At 35.5% G+C, this 16,096-nt stretch carries 14 protein-coding genes; 4 read left to right on the top strand and 10 right to left on the bottom strand.

Annotation, left to right across the window (positions count from 1 at the left end; all coding sequences use genetic code 11):
• The first annotated feature begins 100 nt into the window (after positions 1-100).
• On the top strand, positions 101-976 hold the full coding sequence (locus tag CD29_RS07080) for a LysR family transcriptional regulator (RefSeq protein WP_036184681.1): 876 nt from the start codon (positions 101-103) through the stop codon (positions 974-976).
• A gap of 314 nt (positions 977-1,290) precedes the next feature.
• Here CD29_RS07080 and CD29_RS07075 read toward each other — a convergent pair whose 3' ends face one another.
• Positions 1,291-2,853, bottom strand: coding sequence for a flavin monoamine oxidase family protein (locus CD29_RS07075; protein ID WP_036184679.1), 1,563 nt, complete (start codon positions 2,851-2,853; stop codon positions 1,291-1,293).
• Between the two features lie 844 nt (positions 2,854-3,697).
• Between CD29_RS07075 and CD29_RS07070 the strand changes: the two genes are divergently transcribed.
• Both CD29_RS07070 and CD29_RS07065 read left to right on the top strand, forming a co-directional pair.
• Positions 3,698-4,837 carry a YibE/F family protein gene (locus CD29_RS07070; RefSeq protein WP_036184676.1) on the top strand — a complete coding sequence of 380 codons (1,140 nt, stop codon included), beginning with the start codon at positions 3,698-3,700 and terminating at the stop codon, positions 4,835-4,837.
• Entirely contained in the window at positions 4,834-5,598 is a 765-nt protein-coding gene (locus CD29_RS07065) for a YibE/F family protein (RefSeq protein WP_036184674.1), read from the top strand. The genes CD29_RS07070 and CD29_RS07065 overlap by 4 nt, the downstream gene beginning before the upstream one ends.
• A gap of 279 nt (positions 5,599-5,877) precedes the next feature.
• On the opposite strand, the gene rlmD is transcribed toward CD29_RS07065, so the two are convergent.
• On the bottom strand, positions 5,878-7,242 hold the full coding sequence (gene rlmD, locus CD29_RS07060; protein WP_036184671.1) for a 23S rRNA (uracil(1939)-C(5))-methyltransferase RlmD: 1,365 nt from the start codon (positions 7,240-7,242) through the stop codon (positions 5,878-5,880).
• 295 nt (positions 7,243-7,537) lie between these two features.
• Here rlmD and CD29_RS07055 point away from each other — a divergent pair, with 295 nt between their 5' ends.
• Positions 7,538-8,179, top strand: a complete 642-nt coding sequence (locus CD29_RS07055) for a hypothetical protein (RefSeq protein WP_140422899.1) — start codon at positions 7,538-7,540, stop codon at positions 8,177-8,179.
• A gap of 50 nt (positions 8,180-8,229) precedes the next feature.
• On the opposite strand, the gene CD29_RS07050 is transcribed toward CD29_RS07055, so the two are convergent.
• The 8 genes from CD29_RS07050 to gatB all read right to left on the bottom strand — a co-directional run bounded on the left by CD29_RS07050 (position 8,230) and on the right by gatB (position 16,096).
• Positions 8,230-9,273: a hypothetical protein gene (locus CD29_RS07050; protein WP_036184666.1), complete on the bottom strand. Its 1,044-nt coding sequence runs from the start codon at positions 9,271-9,273 to the stop codon at positions 8,230-8,232.
• Between the two features lie 299 nt (positions 9,274-9,572).
• Entirely contained in the window at positions 9,573-10,019 is a 447-nt protein-coding gene (locus tag CD29_RS07045; protein WP_036184665.1) for a DUF2269 family protein, read from the bottom strand.
• A gap of 136 nt (positions 10,020-10,155) precedes the next feature.
• A complete protein-coding gene (locus CD29_RS07040) occupies positions 10,156-11,070 on the bottom strand; it encodes a diacylglycerol kinase (protein ID WP_036184663.1) in 915 nt (304 codons plus the stop codon).
• Between the two features lie 61 nt (positions 11,071-11,131).
• Positions 11,132-11,695 (bottom strand): thioredoxin family protein, encoded by a 564-nt coding sequence (locus tag CD29_RS07035; RefSeq protein ID WP_036184660.1) that lies wholly within the window; start codon positions 11,693-11,695, stop codon positions 11,132-11,134.
• Positions 11,696-11,852: 157 nt separating this feature from the next.
• Complete coding sequence (gene cydS, locus CD29_RS20925; protein WP_408056608.1) at positions 11,853-11,963, bottom strand: cytochrome bd oxidase small subunit CydS; 111 nt, start codon at positions 11,961-11,963, stop codon at positions 11,853-11,855.
• 11 nt (positions 11,964-11,974) lie between these two features.
• On the bottom strand, positions 11,975-13,000 hold the full coding sequence (locus CD29_RS07030; RefSeq protein WP_036184657.1) for a cytochrome d ubiquinol oxidase subunit II: 1,026 nt from the start codon (positions 12,998-13,000) through the stop codon (positions 11,975-11,977).
• On the bottom strand, positions 12,997-14,346 hold the full coding sequence (locus CD29_RS07025; RefSeq protein ID WP_036184654.1) for a cytochrome ubiquinol oxidase subunit I: 1,350 nt from the start codon (positions 14,344-14,346) through the stop codon (positions 12,997-12,999). The genes CD29_RS07030 and CD29_RS07025 overlap by 4 nt, the downstream gene beginning before the upstream one ends.
• Positions 14,347-14,650: 304 nt before the next feature.
• The gene (gene gatB, locus CD29_RS07020) at positions 14,651-16,096 is read right to left on the bottom strand and encodes an Asp-tRNA(Asn)/Glu-tRNA(Gln) amidotransferase subunit GatB (protein ID WP_036184652.1); all 1,446 of its coding nucleotides are present in this window, start codon (positions 16,094-16,096) and stop codon (positions 14,651-14,653) included.

The raw sequence follows: 16,096 nt of genomic DNA, 5'->3' as shown, positions 1-16,096 counted from the left end.
ACCTCCTATATAAATGTTATCATGGGGGTAATTATATTAAAAATATTAAAAAAATTATCTATACTTATGTTTTTCATATACATTGGAAAGGATGTTCAAAATGGATATTCGGCAACTGCGCTATTTCATTGCGATTGTGGAAGAAAGAAAGATTTCTGCTGCCGCAAAAAGACTTCATATGTCCCAGCCCCCATTAAGCCAGCAATTGCAAGCGATGGAAAAAGAGCTCGGTTCAAAACTAGTCGAGCGAAGCGGAAAATATTTGGAGGTAACAGAGGCAGGCAGTACGCTATACAAAAATGCATTGGAAATAACTCAATTGATGGAAGAAACAAAATCAGAAGTAATGGAAGTAGGAAGAGGCTTAAACGGGAAGCTTACAATCGGAGTTAACACCTTTTCAGTCAATGGTTTGCCTAAAGTGTTTAAGCATTTTCAAAAAAAATACCCGAATATTACGTATAAAATTCAACAGAATGAATCCTCGCATCTTTGTCAATTAGTCAGGGACCGGATGATTGAATTAGCAATTATCCGTTTGCCGCTGCCGTTGGACGATTTTTCTGTACTCCATTTATGCAATGAGCCATTTTATTTCATTACATCTAAGGATCATCCATCATTTAATGAAGAAATATCACTTACTGAAATTCAACCGTATCCTCTCCTTTTTCCAAGTACTGAAGGATTAGGTGTACATTATCTGATTTTGGAAGCTTTTTCACGAATCAAACTACAACCTACTATTGTTGGGGAGTGTTCTGATATTAGTCTTCTGTTGGATCTAGTTACAGCTGACTTTGCTGCTTCAATTGTTCCAGAAACCCTGCTTCACCGATTTCAGGGATATCCGATAAATGCCTATCGAATATCAGGCACAACCGATTTGACTGGATCAGTCGGATTAATATGGCTCAAAGATCATAGCTTGTCCAAAGCTGCCCAAAATTTTATAGAGCTGATTCAAAATGTATAAAGGGTCACTATAGCTTATCCAATGCCATTGTGACCATATTTTTCTGCATGATCAAAAAGGTTTTCACGATTTATAAAAGCAAAAGAAAAAGCTGTACCGAAAAAATCCAAACAAAATCGTTTTTTTCGGTACAGCCATTTAAATTTATTCAGATAACTCAAGCCATGCGATCGCTTCACAATGTGTAGAGTGTATGTGGCAACAAGTTGCTGATGGGTTTATTTTAATAATTGTCAACAATTCAAATTCATATTAACTGAGTCATACTTCAAAGAAAAACCCAAACTAACAATGGGGGTTCTTCTTTGTGGATCTTATAAATCATCCATCACCTCTTGAGCAGCTCTTTCTCCGCTTTCAACAGCTCCATTTAAATAACCTTGATAATCAATGGATGTATGCTCTCCTGCAAAGAAAATATTCCCCTCGCGTTCCCCCTCTATGCCGGCAAATTTAGTATATTGCCCAACCTTAAAGTATGAATAGGAGCCTCTTGTCCATGGATCACTGAGCCAGTGGTCAATTTTTGAAATAGAATTCCAGTTCTTAATACCACCTGGCAAAACAGGTTCTATATTTCTCAAGAAATCTAATGTAATGGCCTCTAGTTGTTTATCTGTTGTAGCAAACTGTCTTGCTGCAGTTCTTCCACCCGTATAGTTAACTAATATCCCCGATTTTCCAGGCTGAGCACGTGAAACTTCGTCCGTACCTTGATAACCAGTATCTGTATATGTTTCTCCATTGTTCCCAAGTTCGTTCCAATACCTATTGAAAAATTGTACATGAAGTTTTGTGTTTACTCCCATTCCAAGCTCTTGGATAGCAATATGTTTTAAGCGTCTAAATCCTGCCTTTCTATAATCCAACCTTCTTAAAATGCTAAACGGAATGGTGATAATAACTTTATCCGCTAAAACTTCCCACATTCTTTGTTGGTTTCGGAAGATAAGCCTTATGCGATTTTCTCTATATTGTTCAATCTTTATGAGTTCTGCGTTGAACTCAATTTGGCCGCTAAGTTTCTCTGCTAAAATCGTAGTTAGCTTATCATTACCATCTCTTATTCTAAATCGTCCATCTGACTCTCCCAAAATTTCCAAGGAACCTCTTGGGGCACTCCCTAACAAATATAGTAGATTTAACGCACTTTGCATATAGGCTTCTGCCCCGGATTCTACAGTATACGCTACTGCTAATAGTTCACCAAACCTGGAACGGATACCGCCTGGAACTATTTCATTGATATAATCGATGATGGACATATGATCAAGCTGAAACCCTCGTTTTGTATAATGGTTATAAAGAGTATATTCCCCAACTTCATCCAAATCCTCTTGTAATCTGGGGTAAATTTCCAAAAAATCCGTTGTTGCTTCTTCAACAGTATAAGGACCTCCATTAAAATAATAAAAAGTTTCTGTATTCGCTGGTTCTGCCTCTATTAAATCATCTAATACTAGACCTAGCTCTCTAGCAAGCTCTTGAATTTCTATATGATCCGTGTCTATTATCTCCCCGCCTCTTTCAACAATCTGACATTCTTTAAATTCTCCTCTTCTTGTCCAACAGCGTCCCCCTGCCCTGTTACTCGCCTCATAAACGGTAGCATCTATGCCCTCCTGTTTAAGACGATAAGCACAAGTGAGGCCCGCTAAACCCGCGCCCACTATGACTACCTTAGGATTATTTTTACGTTCCTTTCTATCCTGGGATTGTTTTTCTTTTCCTTTTTTTAAAAGATCCTTAGTCTTAGTTTCATTTGAAGTATTGTTTTGATTAGTCATAACATTATTTTTACCTTTTTCTATCTCCATTGCTGCATGAGCAGCATTATATGCTTTCTCTAACATTGTTGCCAATGATGTACGGGCCAACGAAAGCCATCTCCTTTAATCATAATGATTATAACTAGTATCACAGAATATGTTTGCTCCATTAATTTGTTGTAGATGATAATCCAGTTTTTATCCCTTTTATTTTGATAACTTTGTCTAACTTTTACACCACTGTTACCTTAATAATGTTTGTTCATAGTAATTAATTATAAAACTCAAAGATAATAGCCTCTCCCAAAGGGAAAGGCTCTCTTCTCACTGTTACATTTAGATTATATTTCTTTCCAACCACGCGACCGCTTCACAATGTGTCGATTGTATGTGGCAACACAAGGTTGCTGGTGGGTTTAGTTATATAGACATCGAATCAATTCAATAGAGTCGAGGCAAATTTTTCTTATTCATCTCAAAATGTTGCTTTCTAAAATGCAATATTTAATTGAAAATTATTGTACCTTGCATCTTGTATAAGCAAGTGATTTCTAAAACAGCTTTATCTACGGAAAAAGATGTTTAATCTTTTTAGTAACGTTTTTTTGTATCGCCTTCGTAATCGTTAATAGTTCATTAAAATTTCATTCCATACAAATTTCCCCTTCCTCGTGCCAATGATTGAGCATAAATTTTTGTAATTTTGTGTCATACAACTATTTAAACCAACGAAAAAAATCAGGGCCTCAATTCTTTCGAAGGCCCTACATTTTGAGCACCATATTTAATTTTGATACAATGGTTCGGTTAACACTTTTTGCAGGTTTTTATTATAAACTCAGTCTCCTTATTTTCATTAGTACACACAAATATTTACACACGCTGAAGTAGAGTATTCTACAACTCAAAATGCGCAAATTACATAGCAATTACTTTTAAAGGAGGTTTGTTAATGAATTCTGTTAGAAGCCTATATAAAAAAATGACTTACAAACATAAAATTTTTTACACCATACTCATATGTTGTTTTATAGGCTCCGTTTTTTTTGTTCATAATAACTATTCCTTTTATGACCGCCCAATTGCTGAGGTCATAAAAACAAACATAGAGGATGTAACCAAGGTAGAGGATCTTATTAACAATGAAGATGTATTATATACGCAACATATCATCGCCGAATTGAAAAATGGAGAAGAAAAAGGAATGGAGATTCATTTGATAAATGAATTTTCACAATCCAAAGCCCTTGATAATAAGTTTGAAGTTGGTAATGAGTTACTAGTTTCAATCGACCAGAATATTGATGAAGGTAAGGAACGAACGGGGACAATTCAAGGTGTCAAACGTGATAAATATTTGGTTATTATTGCATGGGTATTTGTCTTTGTATTGTTGCTTGTAGGAAAAAAGCAGGGGCTATTATCAGTTATTAGTTTAGTATTTACTACTACTCTGTTATCATTCGCGTTGGATATTTATGTTCATCAGTCAGATCAAAGTTTGTTATGGATTTGCGGTATATGTATTATTTTATTTACAGTCGTTTCTTTGTTACTCGTTAATGGTTTAAATGAAAAAACATATGCAGCTATTATTGCGACCATACTAGGAACCTTCATTTCACTATTAATTACATACCTAGCTCTTTTGGTAACAGGCGAAAATGGACTTCGATATGAGGAATTACAATTTATTACTCGACCATATAAGACGGTATTTATGGCCGGTTTATTCATTGGTTCTTTAGGTGCTGTGATGGATGTAGCTATTACCATGTCTTCTTCCATTTTTGGATTATATGAGAAAGATAACAATATTTCAGTACAAGCACTTATTAAATCAGGAATGGAAATTGGAAAAGATATTATGGGCACCATGACAAATATTTTGTTTTTTGCCTATGTAAGTGGTTCGATACCGACGCTCCTTCTCTATTTTAAGAACGCATCTCCTTTCGGTTATACGATTTCAGTAAACCTTTCGCTGGAAATGGCCAGAGCACTGGCTGGAGGGATTGGTATTGTGATAACCATACCAATAGGCCTCTATACAACGATATTTTTCGTAAATAGAAAGAAGGCAAGACTATGAATGTATTATTGTTATTGTCAGGGATATTGTTCCTATTAATGTCCCTTATAGGAGGAAGAAAAGGGATAAGGTCTTTTTTTGCAATATTTTTAAACTTTGCCGTCATCATGACAACTGTCTTTTTTATGCACGATCCACATATTAATCCTGTCATGTTGACATTGGCTGCATGTGTAGTGATCAGTTGTATCAATCTTTTTTATATTAATGAAATTAACGGAAAAACAAAGACTGCCTTTCTTTCAACCATTATTACGACTGTAATCCTGATTTTGTTTATAACGGTCATAACGAACAAGGCAATGATACAAGGTTTTGGTGAAGAGGAAATAGAAGAGCTTGGGGCGTTTTCATTTAACATTGGAATTGATTTCGTGAAAATTGCCGTATCAGTAATTATCATGAGTACAATTGGAGCTATTACGGATGCAGCAATTGCCATTTCATCACCTATGCGCGAGATGCAGTATCATCATCCACATATTGGTCGTAATGAATTATTCCGTTTTGGGTTAAGTATTGGAAGAGATATATTAGGAACAAGTACAAATACACTGTTCTTCGCCTTCTTTGGTGGCTATTTGGCATTGCTAATATGGTTTAAAGATTTATCTTATTCAATAAGTGAAATAGTGAATTCAAAGGTTTTTAGTGCAGAATTGATTACAATCTTATGTGCAGCAATTGGAGTAACTCTCGTTATTCCGGTTACTTCCTGGATCACTGCCTATTTTTTAGTAAAAAATAAAGAAAATAGCTAAAAAATATATATTAGGACGTTATTCCTTTTGTAAACTGAATCTGAATATTAGTCACTTCAAAAATGTACATCTTCGGAGTTCAGTTTCAGTTTAATTTTTAATCCGTTTTTAGCCCCAACACCAGAATCGATGAACTTAGATAAAATTGCAGGGATAGAGAATAAAATAATAAATCCTATCTGATTACCAATACCAGAACGAAAAAATCTCGGGTTCCTATTCAGGAAAACCCGAGAATGATTAAATCTGGAAGCGAAATCGAAAATGTTTATTTTGGTATTACTTAATTAACTCCAACCATGCGACGGCTTCACAATGTGTCGTCTGCGGGAACATATCCACCGGCTGGATCTCCATTGTTTTGTATCCACCGTCTTCTAAAATGCGTAAGTCCCGCGCAAGTGTAGCAGGGTTACAAGAAACATAGACCACTCTCTTTGGTTTGTGCTCAATGATTGTTTGGAGTAACGCCTCATCGCAGCCTTTACGTGGTGGGTCCACTACTAACACATCAGCCTCTTTACCATCCGAATACCAACGAGGAATCACTTCTTCTGCTGGACCTGCTTCGAAATACGTATTCATAAACCCATTTAACTCAGCATTACGTTTTGCATCCTCAATAGCTTGCTCTACGATTTCAACACCCATTACTTGCTTCGCTTTCTCTGCTAAAAATAACGAAATCGTCCCGATACCACAGTAGGCATCAATGACAGTTTCATCACCTTTTAACTGTGCATAATCTAATGCCTGCTTGTACAACACTTCTGTTTGTACCGGGTTTACTTGATAGAATGAGCGAGCAGATATTTCAAAACGTACGCCACCAATTGTATCTTCAATCGTATCTTTACCCCAAAGTGTATAAGTTTCATTGCCAAGAATAACGTTTGTTTTTTCTATGTTTATGTTTTGTACAATCGATGTCACATTCGGAACAAGTTTACGTACGACTTCAATAGCTGCATCTTTCTGAGGGAATTTATGTTTATTTGTAACTAATACAATCATTACCTCTCCTGTTGCACGCGCTTTACGAACCACAACATGACGAAGCATCCCTTGGTGAGATTCTTCGTTGTATGGTTGTAATCCAATTTCCTTCAATTCTTTCTTTAGGGTCGCCATAATTGCGTCCGCTTCACTTACTTGAATTAAACAACGTTCCATATCAACAATGTCATGGGTTTTTGATTTATAGAATCCTGCAATTGGACCTGTTTCCGTCATACTAAAAGGTATTTGTGATTTATTACGATAGTTCCATGGGTCTTGCATTCCTTTTACTGGAAGTACAGGTGCGTCAATCTTGCCAATTCGTTTCATGACGTTCTTTACCATGTTTTCCTTCCACTTCAATTGTCCTTCATATGAAAGATGTTGCAGCTGACATCCGCCACATTTTCCAAAATAAATACAAGGTGCTTTCACTCGATCAGGTGATGGTTCGATGATATCTACAATTTTTGCAAATCCATAATTCTTTAGCGTCTTCAACACGTGAATTTCAGCTGTCTCCTGTGGAAGTGCTCCTTGTATAAATAACGGATAGCCATCAATCTTTGCTACACCATTTCCGTCATGGGTTAAGTCTTCTATATAAACTGTTCTTCGATCATTTTTCTTTACTGGTAATGCCATGTTCCGTCCTCCATTTCAGTGTTTCTATTGTAGCAAAATTACGTCATTGAGGGTAGCATAGCGATGGTGAATCCATTTAATAAGTAATGGTATTTCTTTCAAGACATAAATAGAGCCATATAACATTTGAAGTATCATTGCAAAATACTATCCCACAAGAACATTGACATACAAATATTACATTATCAGGTAAAAATACATATCTAAAGTGTGACTTTTAGCATATTATCTATAATATAGTAATGTTATAATCTGAGTTAATTGTAAAGAAACTATAAAATGGAGTGTTTTTGTGGTGAGAAAAAGCCAATCATTTAACCTTTTGCCATTCGCTTTTTTGATTTTTTCTATCGTTTTAATTGTAGGTTGCGGTGACCAATCGCTTCCCTTTAGTCCTGCTAAAATAGCAAATTTAAATGAGGAATCTTCGGATATATCTATGGAAGAAGAATCTACTGGGGTATCTCAAGTTAATAATGTAAAACAGTCTACAAACAGAAAGCAAGAAACACTAGATCAGGAAAATAAACAAGTAGAACAAAAACCGGAGAACAACGGGATCTTTGGAACTTGGTATATTTGGATTCCTGGATCAGCTACAAATTATTATGATGAAAATACGAATGAATACGCAACACATGAATTCACCCCTGGTGCAGATGCAGGACAAATCATCCTTAATGAGAATGGAACCTATCAAATGTCATATGGTCTTTGGGAAGATCGAACTGTTCGTGGGAAATGGTATCTTTCAAATCCTGGCGAAATTAATGGAGAACCAGGCGAAGCACTCATATTATCGAATGGCTCTGGGGGCACAGATTGGGCCATTGCCCCTTCACAAGATGGCAGCTCACTTCGCTTACTTCAAAATTCAGGTACAGTGTGGAATGATGGATCTTCTTTGTGGCTATTTGATTCGGAGTTATATAGATAAAATAAAACCTTCCTATCACTTTTTTCATAGGAAGGTTTTTATTCATTAATTTATTTTTTTTTTTCTATTTCACTTTGAAGTTTTTCTAAAAATTCATTTGGTGAATCAGTACGTACTGCAACTTGTGTACATTCTTTTTGTAATCCCATAATGAGTGTTGCTTTTACAGGGTTTTTAAGTTTGATAATGACATCAGGGTACACTGTTTCAAAGTCTCTAGCTACAAAAGATAAAGTACCTTTAGGAAGTTTCCCTTGTATGACTTCTTTATCAGTAATTAGTTCCTCAATATTATCGAACTGGATCTCTACACGTTGCATTAACCCTTGTGAAAGATAAATCGATTCACGATTGAAGTAGATTGGATTTAAACGCAACGCTTGAATATCTGCAAGTATGAAAAACACTGTATACACATTTAACACTAACATAATTATAGCTACAATTGGGTTAATTCCAATATAGTGCAACATCCAGTGAACGCCAATAGTTTCTAGGATCACTGCGTGAATTAGCATAATTTGAAAAGCGATTAAACTTGAATTTTTATATATTGTTATACCTTCATAAGGCTTCTTCTTCCAACTCAAAAATGAATAATAGAATACTAACACTTCCGAACAAATGGCATATATGATAGGGTTTTTCGTTACATATTGATCTACAGCTTTGGGGAAAGAAAAGACTCTTGGTAAATCACTATTTCGTACTGATTCTTTAATCTTTGGCATATATCGAACAAATGTTATGACTAATGAAAGTTCAAATAGAACAATTGCAGCTTCTAACCCAATCCCAGTCCATGTAATCGCATCAAATGGTTGCAGGAAACTAGCCGGAATAATTAGTTTTGCAGCTATACAACCTGTAGCAATCAAACCAATTGCCATCTTCCATGAAAATTTCTTTTTGTATAGCATAAACAAAATTGGAGCAATTACGATGAAATCAAGTAAAGAGCCAATAACTACTGGATTTGTTTCTTCTGTCAAAATCATTGAACCTAAATTCGTTTTGTACAGAACCCAATTACTCACTAATACTAAAAGTAGCAATGCTAACCAGAGATTTACCCTTGTTTTACCGAACGTCATAGCAGATCGTTCCTTTCATCTTCATATTCCTTCTATGTAGCTAAGAAAAATATGCTATTTCAACTTTTTTCTCTACGTCAATGTTGAATTTTTATTACTTTCTTTCTTCTATTCTTACCTTCATTATTGCAAAAATTATGTAACTTCGCTATAACTAACGAACAAAATAAAGGGATTTAATTCCATATTTGAAATTTTTGTGACTTACTCATTTCTTAAAAAATATCATGCACATTCCAGCAAATTCAACAAACAAAAAAGAAGAAAAGTTTAACTTTTCTCCTAAGCTAAAATACAATTTAGAAAGGTTTTAATGTCATTAATACTATTATCACAATGGCTATTAATGATGCAATCATATGGATGGGTTGTGAGACTTTTTCTGCTTCTTTATATTCGTGTGGGATTTCTTCGCCTGTTGCCGCCATAACTAAAGGGACAACTTTCTTCATTTTGCGATTCGCAATTCCGTAAATTAGAATCTCAATGACTACATACAAAACTAGTGACCCTGTAAACCAAACTTTCGTAAAATATACAGGGTTAATAAATCCCATAATGAGTCCAGAAAGTAATAAAAATACGCCTCCAATTTTCGGATACAATTCAGCCTTTTTCATTAATGTCAATGTGTACTTTAGTTGAGTTAGATGTTTTACAGAAGCCATCAGTACAGGAAATACAAACGTTGCTCCGATACCAATAATTGCAGCTAATACATGGATTAGAACCAATAAAGAATACATTCTATGCTCCTTTAAAATATAATGAATAGCATTACATTTTATGTGTATCAGATCTACTTGAGTAGTACTTTTCTTCTAAAAAATAAAAAACCTGTATGACTTAGAGCTTATAGCCGGCCATACAGGTTTTACAGTTTTACACTCGATCCAATTCTCTAATGTCTTCAATCGGAACGAATACTTCAATATGTCGTTTTAAATTAACTAATGAAGCAGGTACATCTCCACCGAATTCACCATCTAAATTTAGATGAACTGTTTCTTCGGATGTCACTTTTACTTTACGAGCTTTTTTATAGATTACATTCGGATCATTTAAATGTTCCCCGCGAAGTGCTAATGAGGCTAAGCGGATAAAGTCCCCAATATTACACTTTTTCAAAATCATCATTGTAAAGTGTCCATCATTGATACTTGCATCAGGGGCGATTTTTTCAAAGCCACCAACAGAATTTGTTAATGCACAGAAGAATAGCATTGCATCGCCTTCAAAGACTTCATCGTCGTACTCAATACGCATATGTGTTGCATTGATGGATGGAAGCATTTCAATTCCTTTAATGTAATACGCCAGTTGTCCAAGCATTGTTTTCATTTTACTTGGTACTTCATAGGTTAACTCTGTGATGCGACCTCCAGCCGCAATGTTGATGAAATAGCGTTCATCATTTAATAATCCTACATCTACTGGAATGGTATCTCCTTTAACAATGATGTCTACTGCTTCTTCAATTTTTCTTGGGATGTGTACTGCACGAGCAAAGTCATTTGTTGTACCCATTGGAATTACTCCAAGCTTAGGTCGCTTTTCATAGGGACTTATACCAGCCACCACTTCATTTAACGTACCATCGCCCCCAACTGCGATAATAATGTCAAAGCCTCTTTCTACAGCATCCGCAGCAGCAAGCCTCGCATCATCCTCTCCAGTTGTTGCATGACAAGATGTTTCATACCCCGCAATCTCCAGCTTCTCTAAAACTTCAGGTAAATGTTTTTTAAACGATTCTCTCCCTGAAGTTGGATTATAAATGATTCTAGCTCTTTTCATTTTGTTTTCATCCTTTAACATAGTCAAAGTAAAATCCTGATTGTTCTTTTGTATTATATGATCATGATAATACTTTCGTTATGACTGATTTCATGTCTTCATACACCCATTTTGCACATTGTGGGTCTTCGACAAATTTCTTCTGGATAGAAGTATACATTTCTTTTTGTCTGTCAGCAAATTGAGGGTCTTCTTTATCTGGTAATTGTGCTCTCATGTCCATAACCATTTGTTGTAACTCTGGCGCACGTGGACCCCATTTTCCAATGACTTCCCCTTCTTCACTTATGAATAGGTAAATTGGAATTGCGCGACCACCATTAGTTAAGTAACGGTCAATTAAATCTGTATCTGCATCACGTAGTGCACAGCGGATATCAAGGTTTGCTTCTTCTGCAATTTTACGGATCACAGCATTATTTAACATTGCATCACCGCACCAATCTTCAGTAATGGCAAGAATATGCGGCTTTTTCTCTTTTAACAGTTGAAACGCTTCATCTTCTGGGTTCACATTAAAATTATTGTATACTTCAAAGCCTGGTTCTTTTAGGTTTGTCGTCATTTTTTCCATATACTCTTGCATTGAAATTGATTCTTCAAAATATTGTTGTTCTGTTTTCATATTCGATCTCCCCTTCCTATATATCTATTTTGCATTTCCTTTTTAAGAAAAACAATTTTTATGTTTCATTTATTAATGAATTTCCATCCATTTTTATGAAATTAAGTATTATTCAACAATTACGCGTACAATAGAAACACAAAGATTTCATATAAATTTATTGCTTTTCCTCTTTTATTGATTTATCCATTGGTGCTATTATAAATGCAATAATAATGGAAATAATAACCATTATAAACGGAGCTACAAAAATCATAAAATCGTTCATACTTAACTCTCCTATGCATGATCTTTTCTTTCACCTGTGACATATTCTTTATTAAATAAAAATAGTCGGAACAGCAGATATAATGACGGTATTAATAAACACAATCCGAGTACAAATACGATAACTAAGGCAATCGCCATTTCTTGATTTGTAAAGCCCTCATGAATGGTTAAATGTGGATATAACAAATAAGGATAGTGTGAAAATCCATACGCAAAAAAAGCAAAAGCAAATTGCAAAATTAATAGAACAACCGATATCCCATAACTACGCTTCTTCCATATGAAATATAATGTAACTAAAAATAACAATGCTGATAAGGAAAAAACAGGCCATAATTTTACTATATTCTCATAGTGAATCTTGTTATGATCTCGTAATTCCACAATAATACCAGCAGCTGTTATGATTAATGGTATTGACCATATAAGTGCATATTTTCGCATTAAGTTACTTGCCTCTAAATCCTTCGCCTTCCAAGCATACCAAGTTAGAAAAACAGCTGAAATATAAAGAACTGCAGCTACACTTAATAAAACAATACTCCAGGATAACGGGCTTGTGTATAACTTCCAATAATCTAATTCAGGGTGACCATTAACTACATCTATAAAACCACCTTCAGAAATTGTAAGAACTACTGAAAGAGAAGCTGGAAACAATAAGCCAGACAACCCATACGCAAAAGCGTATCCCTTATGACCCCTTGAGCCATAAGATTCAAAGGCATAATAAGATCCACGTACTGCAAGTAAAATGATTGAAATACTGACAGGGACGAGCAAAAGTGTCCCATAGTAATAAGCAGTTTGAGGGAAAAATCCAACGATACCTACAAAGAAAAATACAAGGAATACATTCGTTACTTCCCAAACTGGGGATAAATATCGTTGAATAATATTTGTTAAAATATGTGATCGATTCGTCAGTAAACTATATGCATTAAAGAAACCTGCTCCAAAATCAATAGAAGCGACAATGATATAGCCAAATAGAAAAGTCCATAATACTGTAATTCCCAATATCTCTAAACTCATTGTCCTTCACCTGCCTTTACAGATTCGCGGTCTGCAATTTCTTGTTCAATTGTATTTGAACGAAACATTCTTCTTAATACAACAATACTGCCGATTCCTAGTACTAAATATAATAAACAGAACAGAATAAACATTAAATCTACTTGACCACTCGTTGTGGCGCCTTCTTCTGTTCGCATTATTCCTCGGAGAATCCATGGTTGCCTTCCCACCTCTGCTAACCACCAACCGGCTTCAATAGCAATGATTGATAACGGACCTCCAGCAACAATTCCCCACCTAAACCATTTTGCTTTTATAAAGGACCATGCTCGCCATATTCCTGCCAGGTATATAATTGACACAAGTATCATGAACATTCCTATAAACACCATTATGTTAAATAAATAATGGATATAGAGTGGTGGAATTTCATCTTCAGGGAATTCTTCTAATCCAACTACTTCCGCCATCGGATTTCCAAATGCCAAGATACTTAGTGCATAAGGGATGCGAATGGAATACGTTATTTCTTCTTCAGCATTTAAAAACCCTAAGAGTACAAGTGATGCACCCTCTTCTGTTTCAAAATGCCATTCAGCTGCTGCTAACTTTTCCGGTTGATATTCCGCTAAATATTTACCCGAGAAGTCTCCAATAATTGCTGTTGCAATCGAAAAAATAAGTCCTAATTTCATTAGCAAAAAGAGCGCCTTTTTATGATAGATATGGTTAGATCCTTTTAATAATCTGAAGGCTGCAATTGACGCAAGTATAAATGCTGACGTCATATAAGCTGAAACTAATACATGTGCTACTTTTGTTGGCATCGCTGGGTTAAACATTGCAACTAATGGCTGTATGTTCACCAGTTCTCCATTTAATATTTCAAATCCTTGAGGAGCATTCATAAAAGCATTAACAATTGTAATGAATACGGCAGACATGGAGGCGCCAATCGCAACAGGTATAAGTAGTAACATATGTTTCTTTTGACTATCAAACCGATCCCATGTATATAAATAAATCCCTAAAAAGATTGCTTCAAAAAAGAATGCAAAAGTTTCCATAAATAGTGGTAAGGCAATCACTTGACCGGCAAGTTGCATGAAATTTGGCCATAGTAAAGAAAGTTGCAACCCTATTGCAGTTCCAGTTACTACTCCTACTGCAACCGTTATTACAAATCCTCTCGCCCATCGTCTTGCAAGTAAGATATAATGTTCATCATTATTTTTATAACCAACCCACTGAGCAATCATAATCATCAATGGAATACCGACTCCTATAGTGGCATATATGATGTGGAACGATAAGGTAAGTTCAGTTAAAACTCGACTCCAAAATACTGCTGATTCATTAATCAAAGTAAATCCTCCTAGCTAAATAGTCTACCGATGATGGATAAAAGCATAATGAATGCAACTCCAAAACTTAAGTAAATTAACCATTTCTCATGTGTCTTATACACTACGTAATCGCCCCTTCAATAATCTTTATTAATCGTTCCATATCCTTGTTAAGATTAGTAAACTTGACTGTTCACTATCCTACGAGGATCAGCATTAGTTGCATTATGAAGTTAAGAAAACTAAATCTCTTTTCTGACAAAATAAAAAACTCATTTAACTGATAGGTTTCCCTAACTGTTAAATGAGCATTCATTAAATACTATCGTTTATTAATCTCTTCAAGCAAGATTTTGTTCACCATTGGTGGGTTTGCTTGTCCTTTTGTTTCTTTCATAATTTGACCGACTAAGAAGCCAATTGCACGGTCTTTCCCGTTTTTGAAGTCCTCAATCGATTGTGGGTTATTATCTAGAATTTTCGTAATGATTGGAACTAATACAGATGCATCAGAAATTTGTACTAAACCTTTTGCTTTAACGATTTCGTTTGCGTCTCCACCGTTTTGAACAAGCTCAGTAAATACTTTCTTCGCAATCTTAGAAGAAATTGTTCCATCAGAAATTAACTTCACCATTCCAGCTAGATTTTCAGCTGTAAGCTTTGTTTGGCCAATTTCGATTTGCTCTGCGTTTAGGTAAGCTGACACGTCACCCATTAACCAGTTTGCAGATAATTTAACATCTGCTCCGGCATTAACCATTCCATCGAAGAAATCAGAAATCGGTTTGTTCACTACTAGTACACTTGCATCGTATTCCGTTAAGCCCAATTCTTCAACATAACGTTTTTTACGAGCATCTGGTAGTTCAGGAATCGACTGACGTACGCGCTCTAACCACTCATCATCAATAACAAGATTCACTAAATCAGGCTCTGGGAAGTAACGATAGTCATCAGTTCCCTCTTTAACACGCATTAATATAGTTTTTCCTGTTTTCTCATCAAAACGGCGAGTTTCTTGCTCAATTACGCCACCAGACATTAATACTTCTGCTTGACGTACTTCTTCATGCTCAAGACCTCTGCGTACAAAGTTAAATGAGTTTAAGTTTTTCAACTCTGTTTTTGTACCGAATTCTTCTTGACCATAAGGACGGATCGAAATGTTCGCATCACAACGTAGAGAACCTTCTTCCATACGAACATCCGATACACCTGTATATTGAATAATTGATTTTATTTTTTCAAGGTATGCATACGCTTCAGCAGGCGTTCTGATATCTGGCTCAGACACGATTTCCACTAATGGCGTACCTTGACGGTTAAAGTCTACTAAAGAGTAGCCATCTCCATGTGTTAATTTACCAGCATCTTCTTCCATATGAAGACGTGTAATTCCGATTTTCTTCGTGTATCCCTCTTGACCTTCTGTTCCAGGAACTTCGATTTCAATCCAACCATCATACCCAATTGGTTTATCAAATTGAGAGATTTGATAAGCTTTTGGATTGTCAGGATAGAAATAGTTTTTACGGTCAAATTTCGTATGTTGATTGATTTTCATATTTAATGCTAATGAAGCTTTTATCGCAAAATCAACAACGTTTTTATTTAATACAGGTAAAACCCCTGGGTACCCAAGGTCGATTACCGACGTATTTGTATTAGGTTCTGCTCCAAAATGGTTTGGTGATGGAGAGAAAATTTTAGATTCTGTTTTAAGCTCAACGTGAACTTCTAAACCAATGACTGTTTCAAAATTCAT

Origin of the sequence: Ureibacillus manganicus DSM 26584, from assembly GCF_000772945.1 — a bacterium.
GTDB classification, from domain to species: Bacteria; Bacillota; Bacilli; order Bacillales_A; family Planococcaceae; genus Ureibacillus; species Ureibacillus manganicus.
This window is presented reverse-complemented; position numbering and strand designations above follow the sequence as displayed.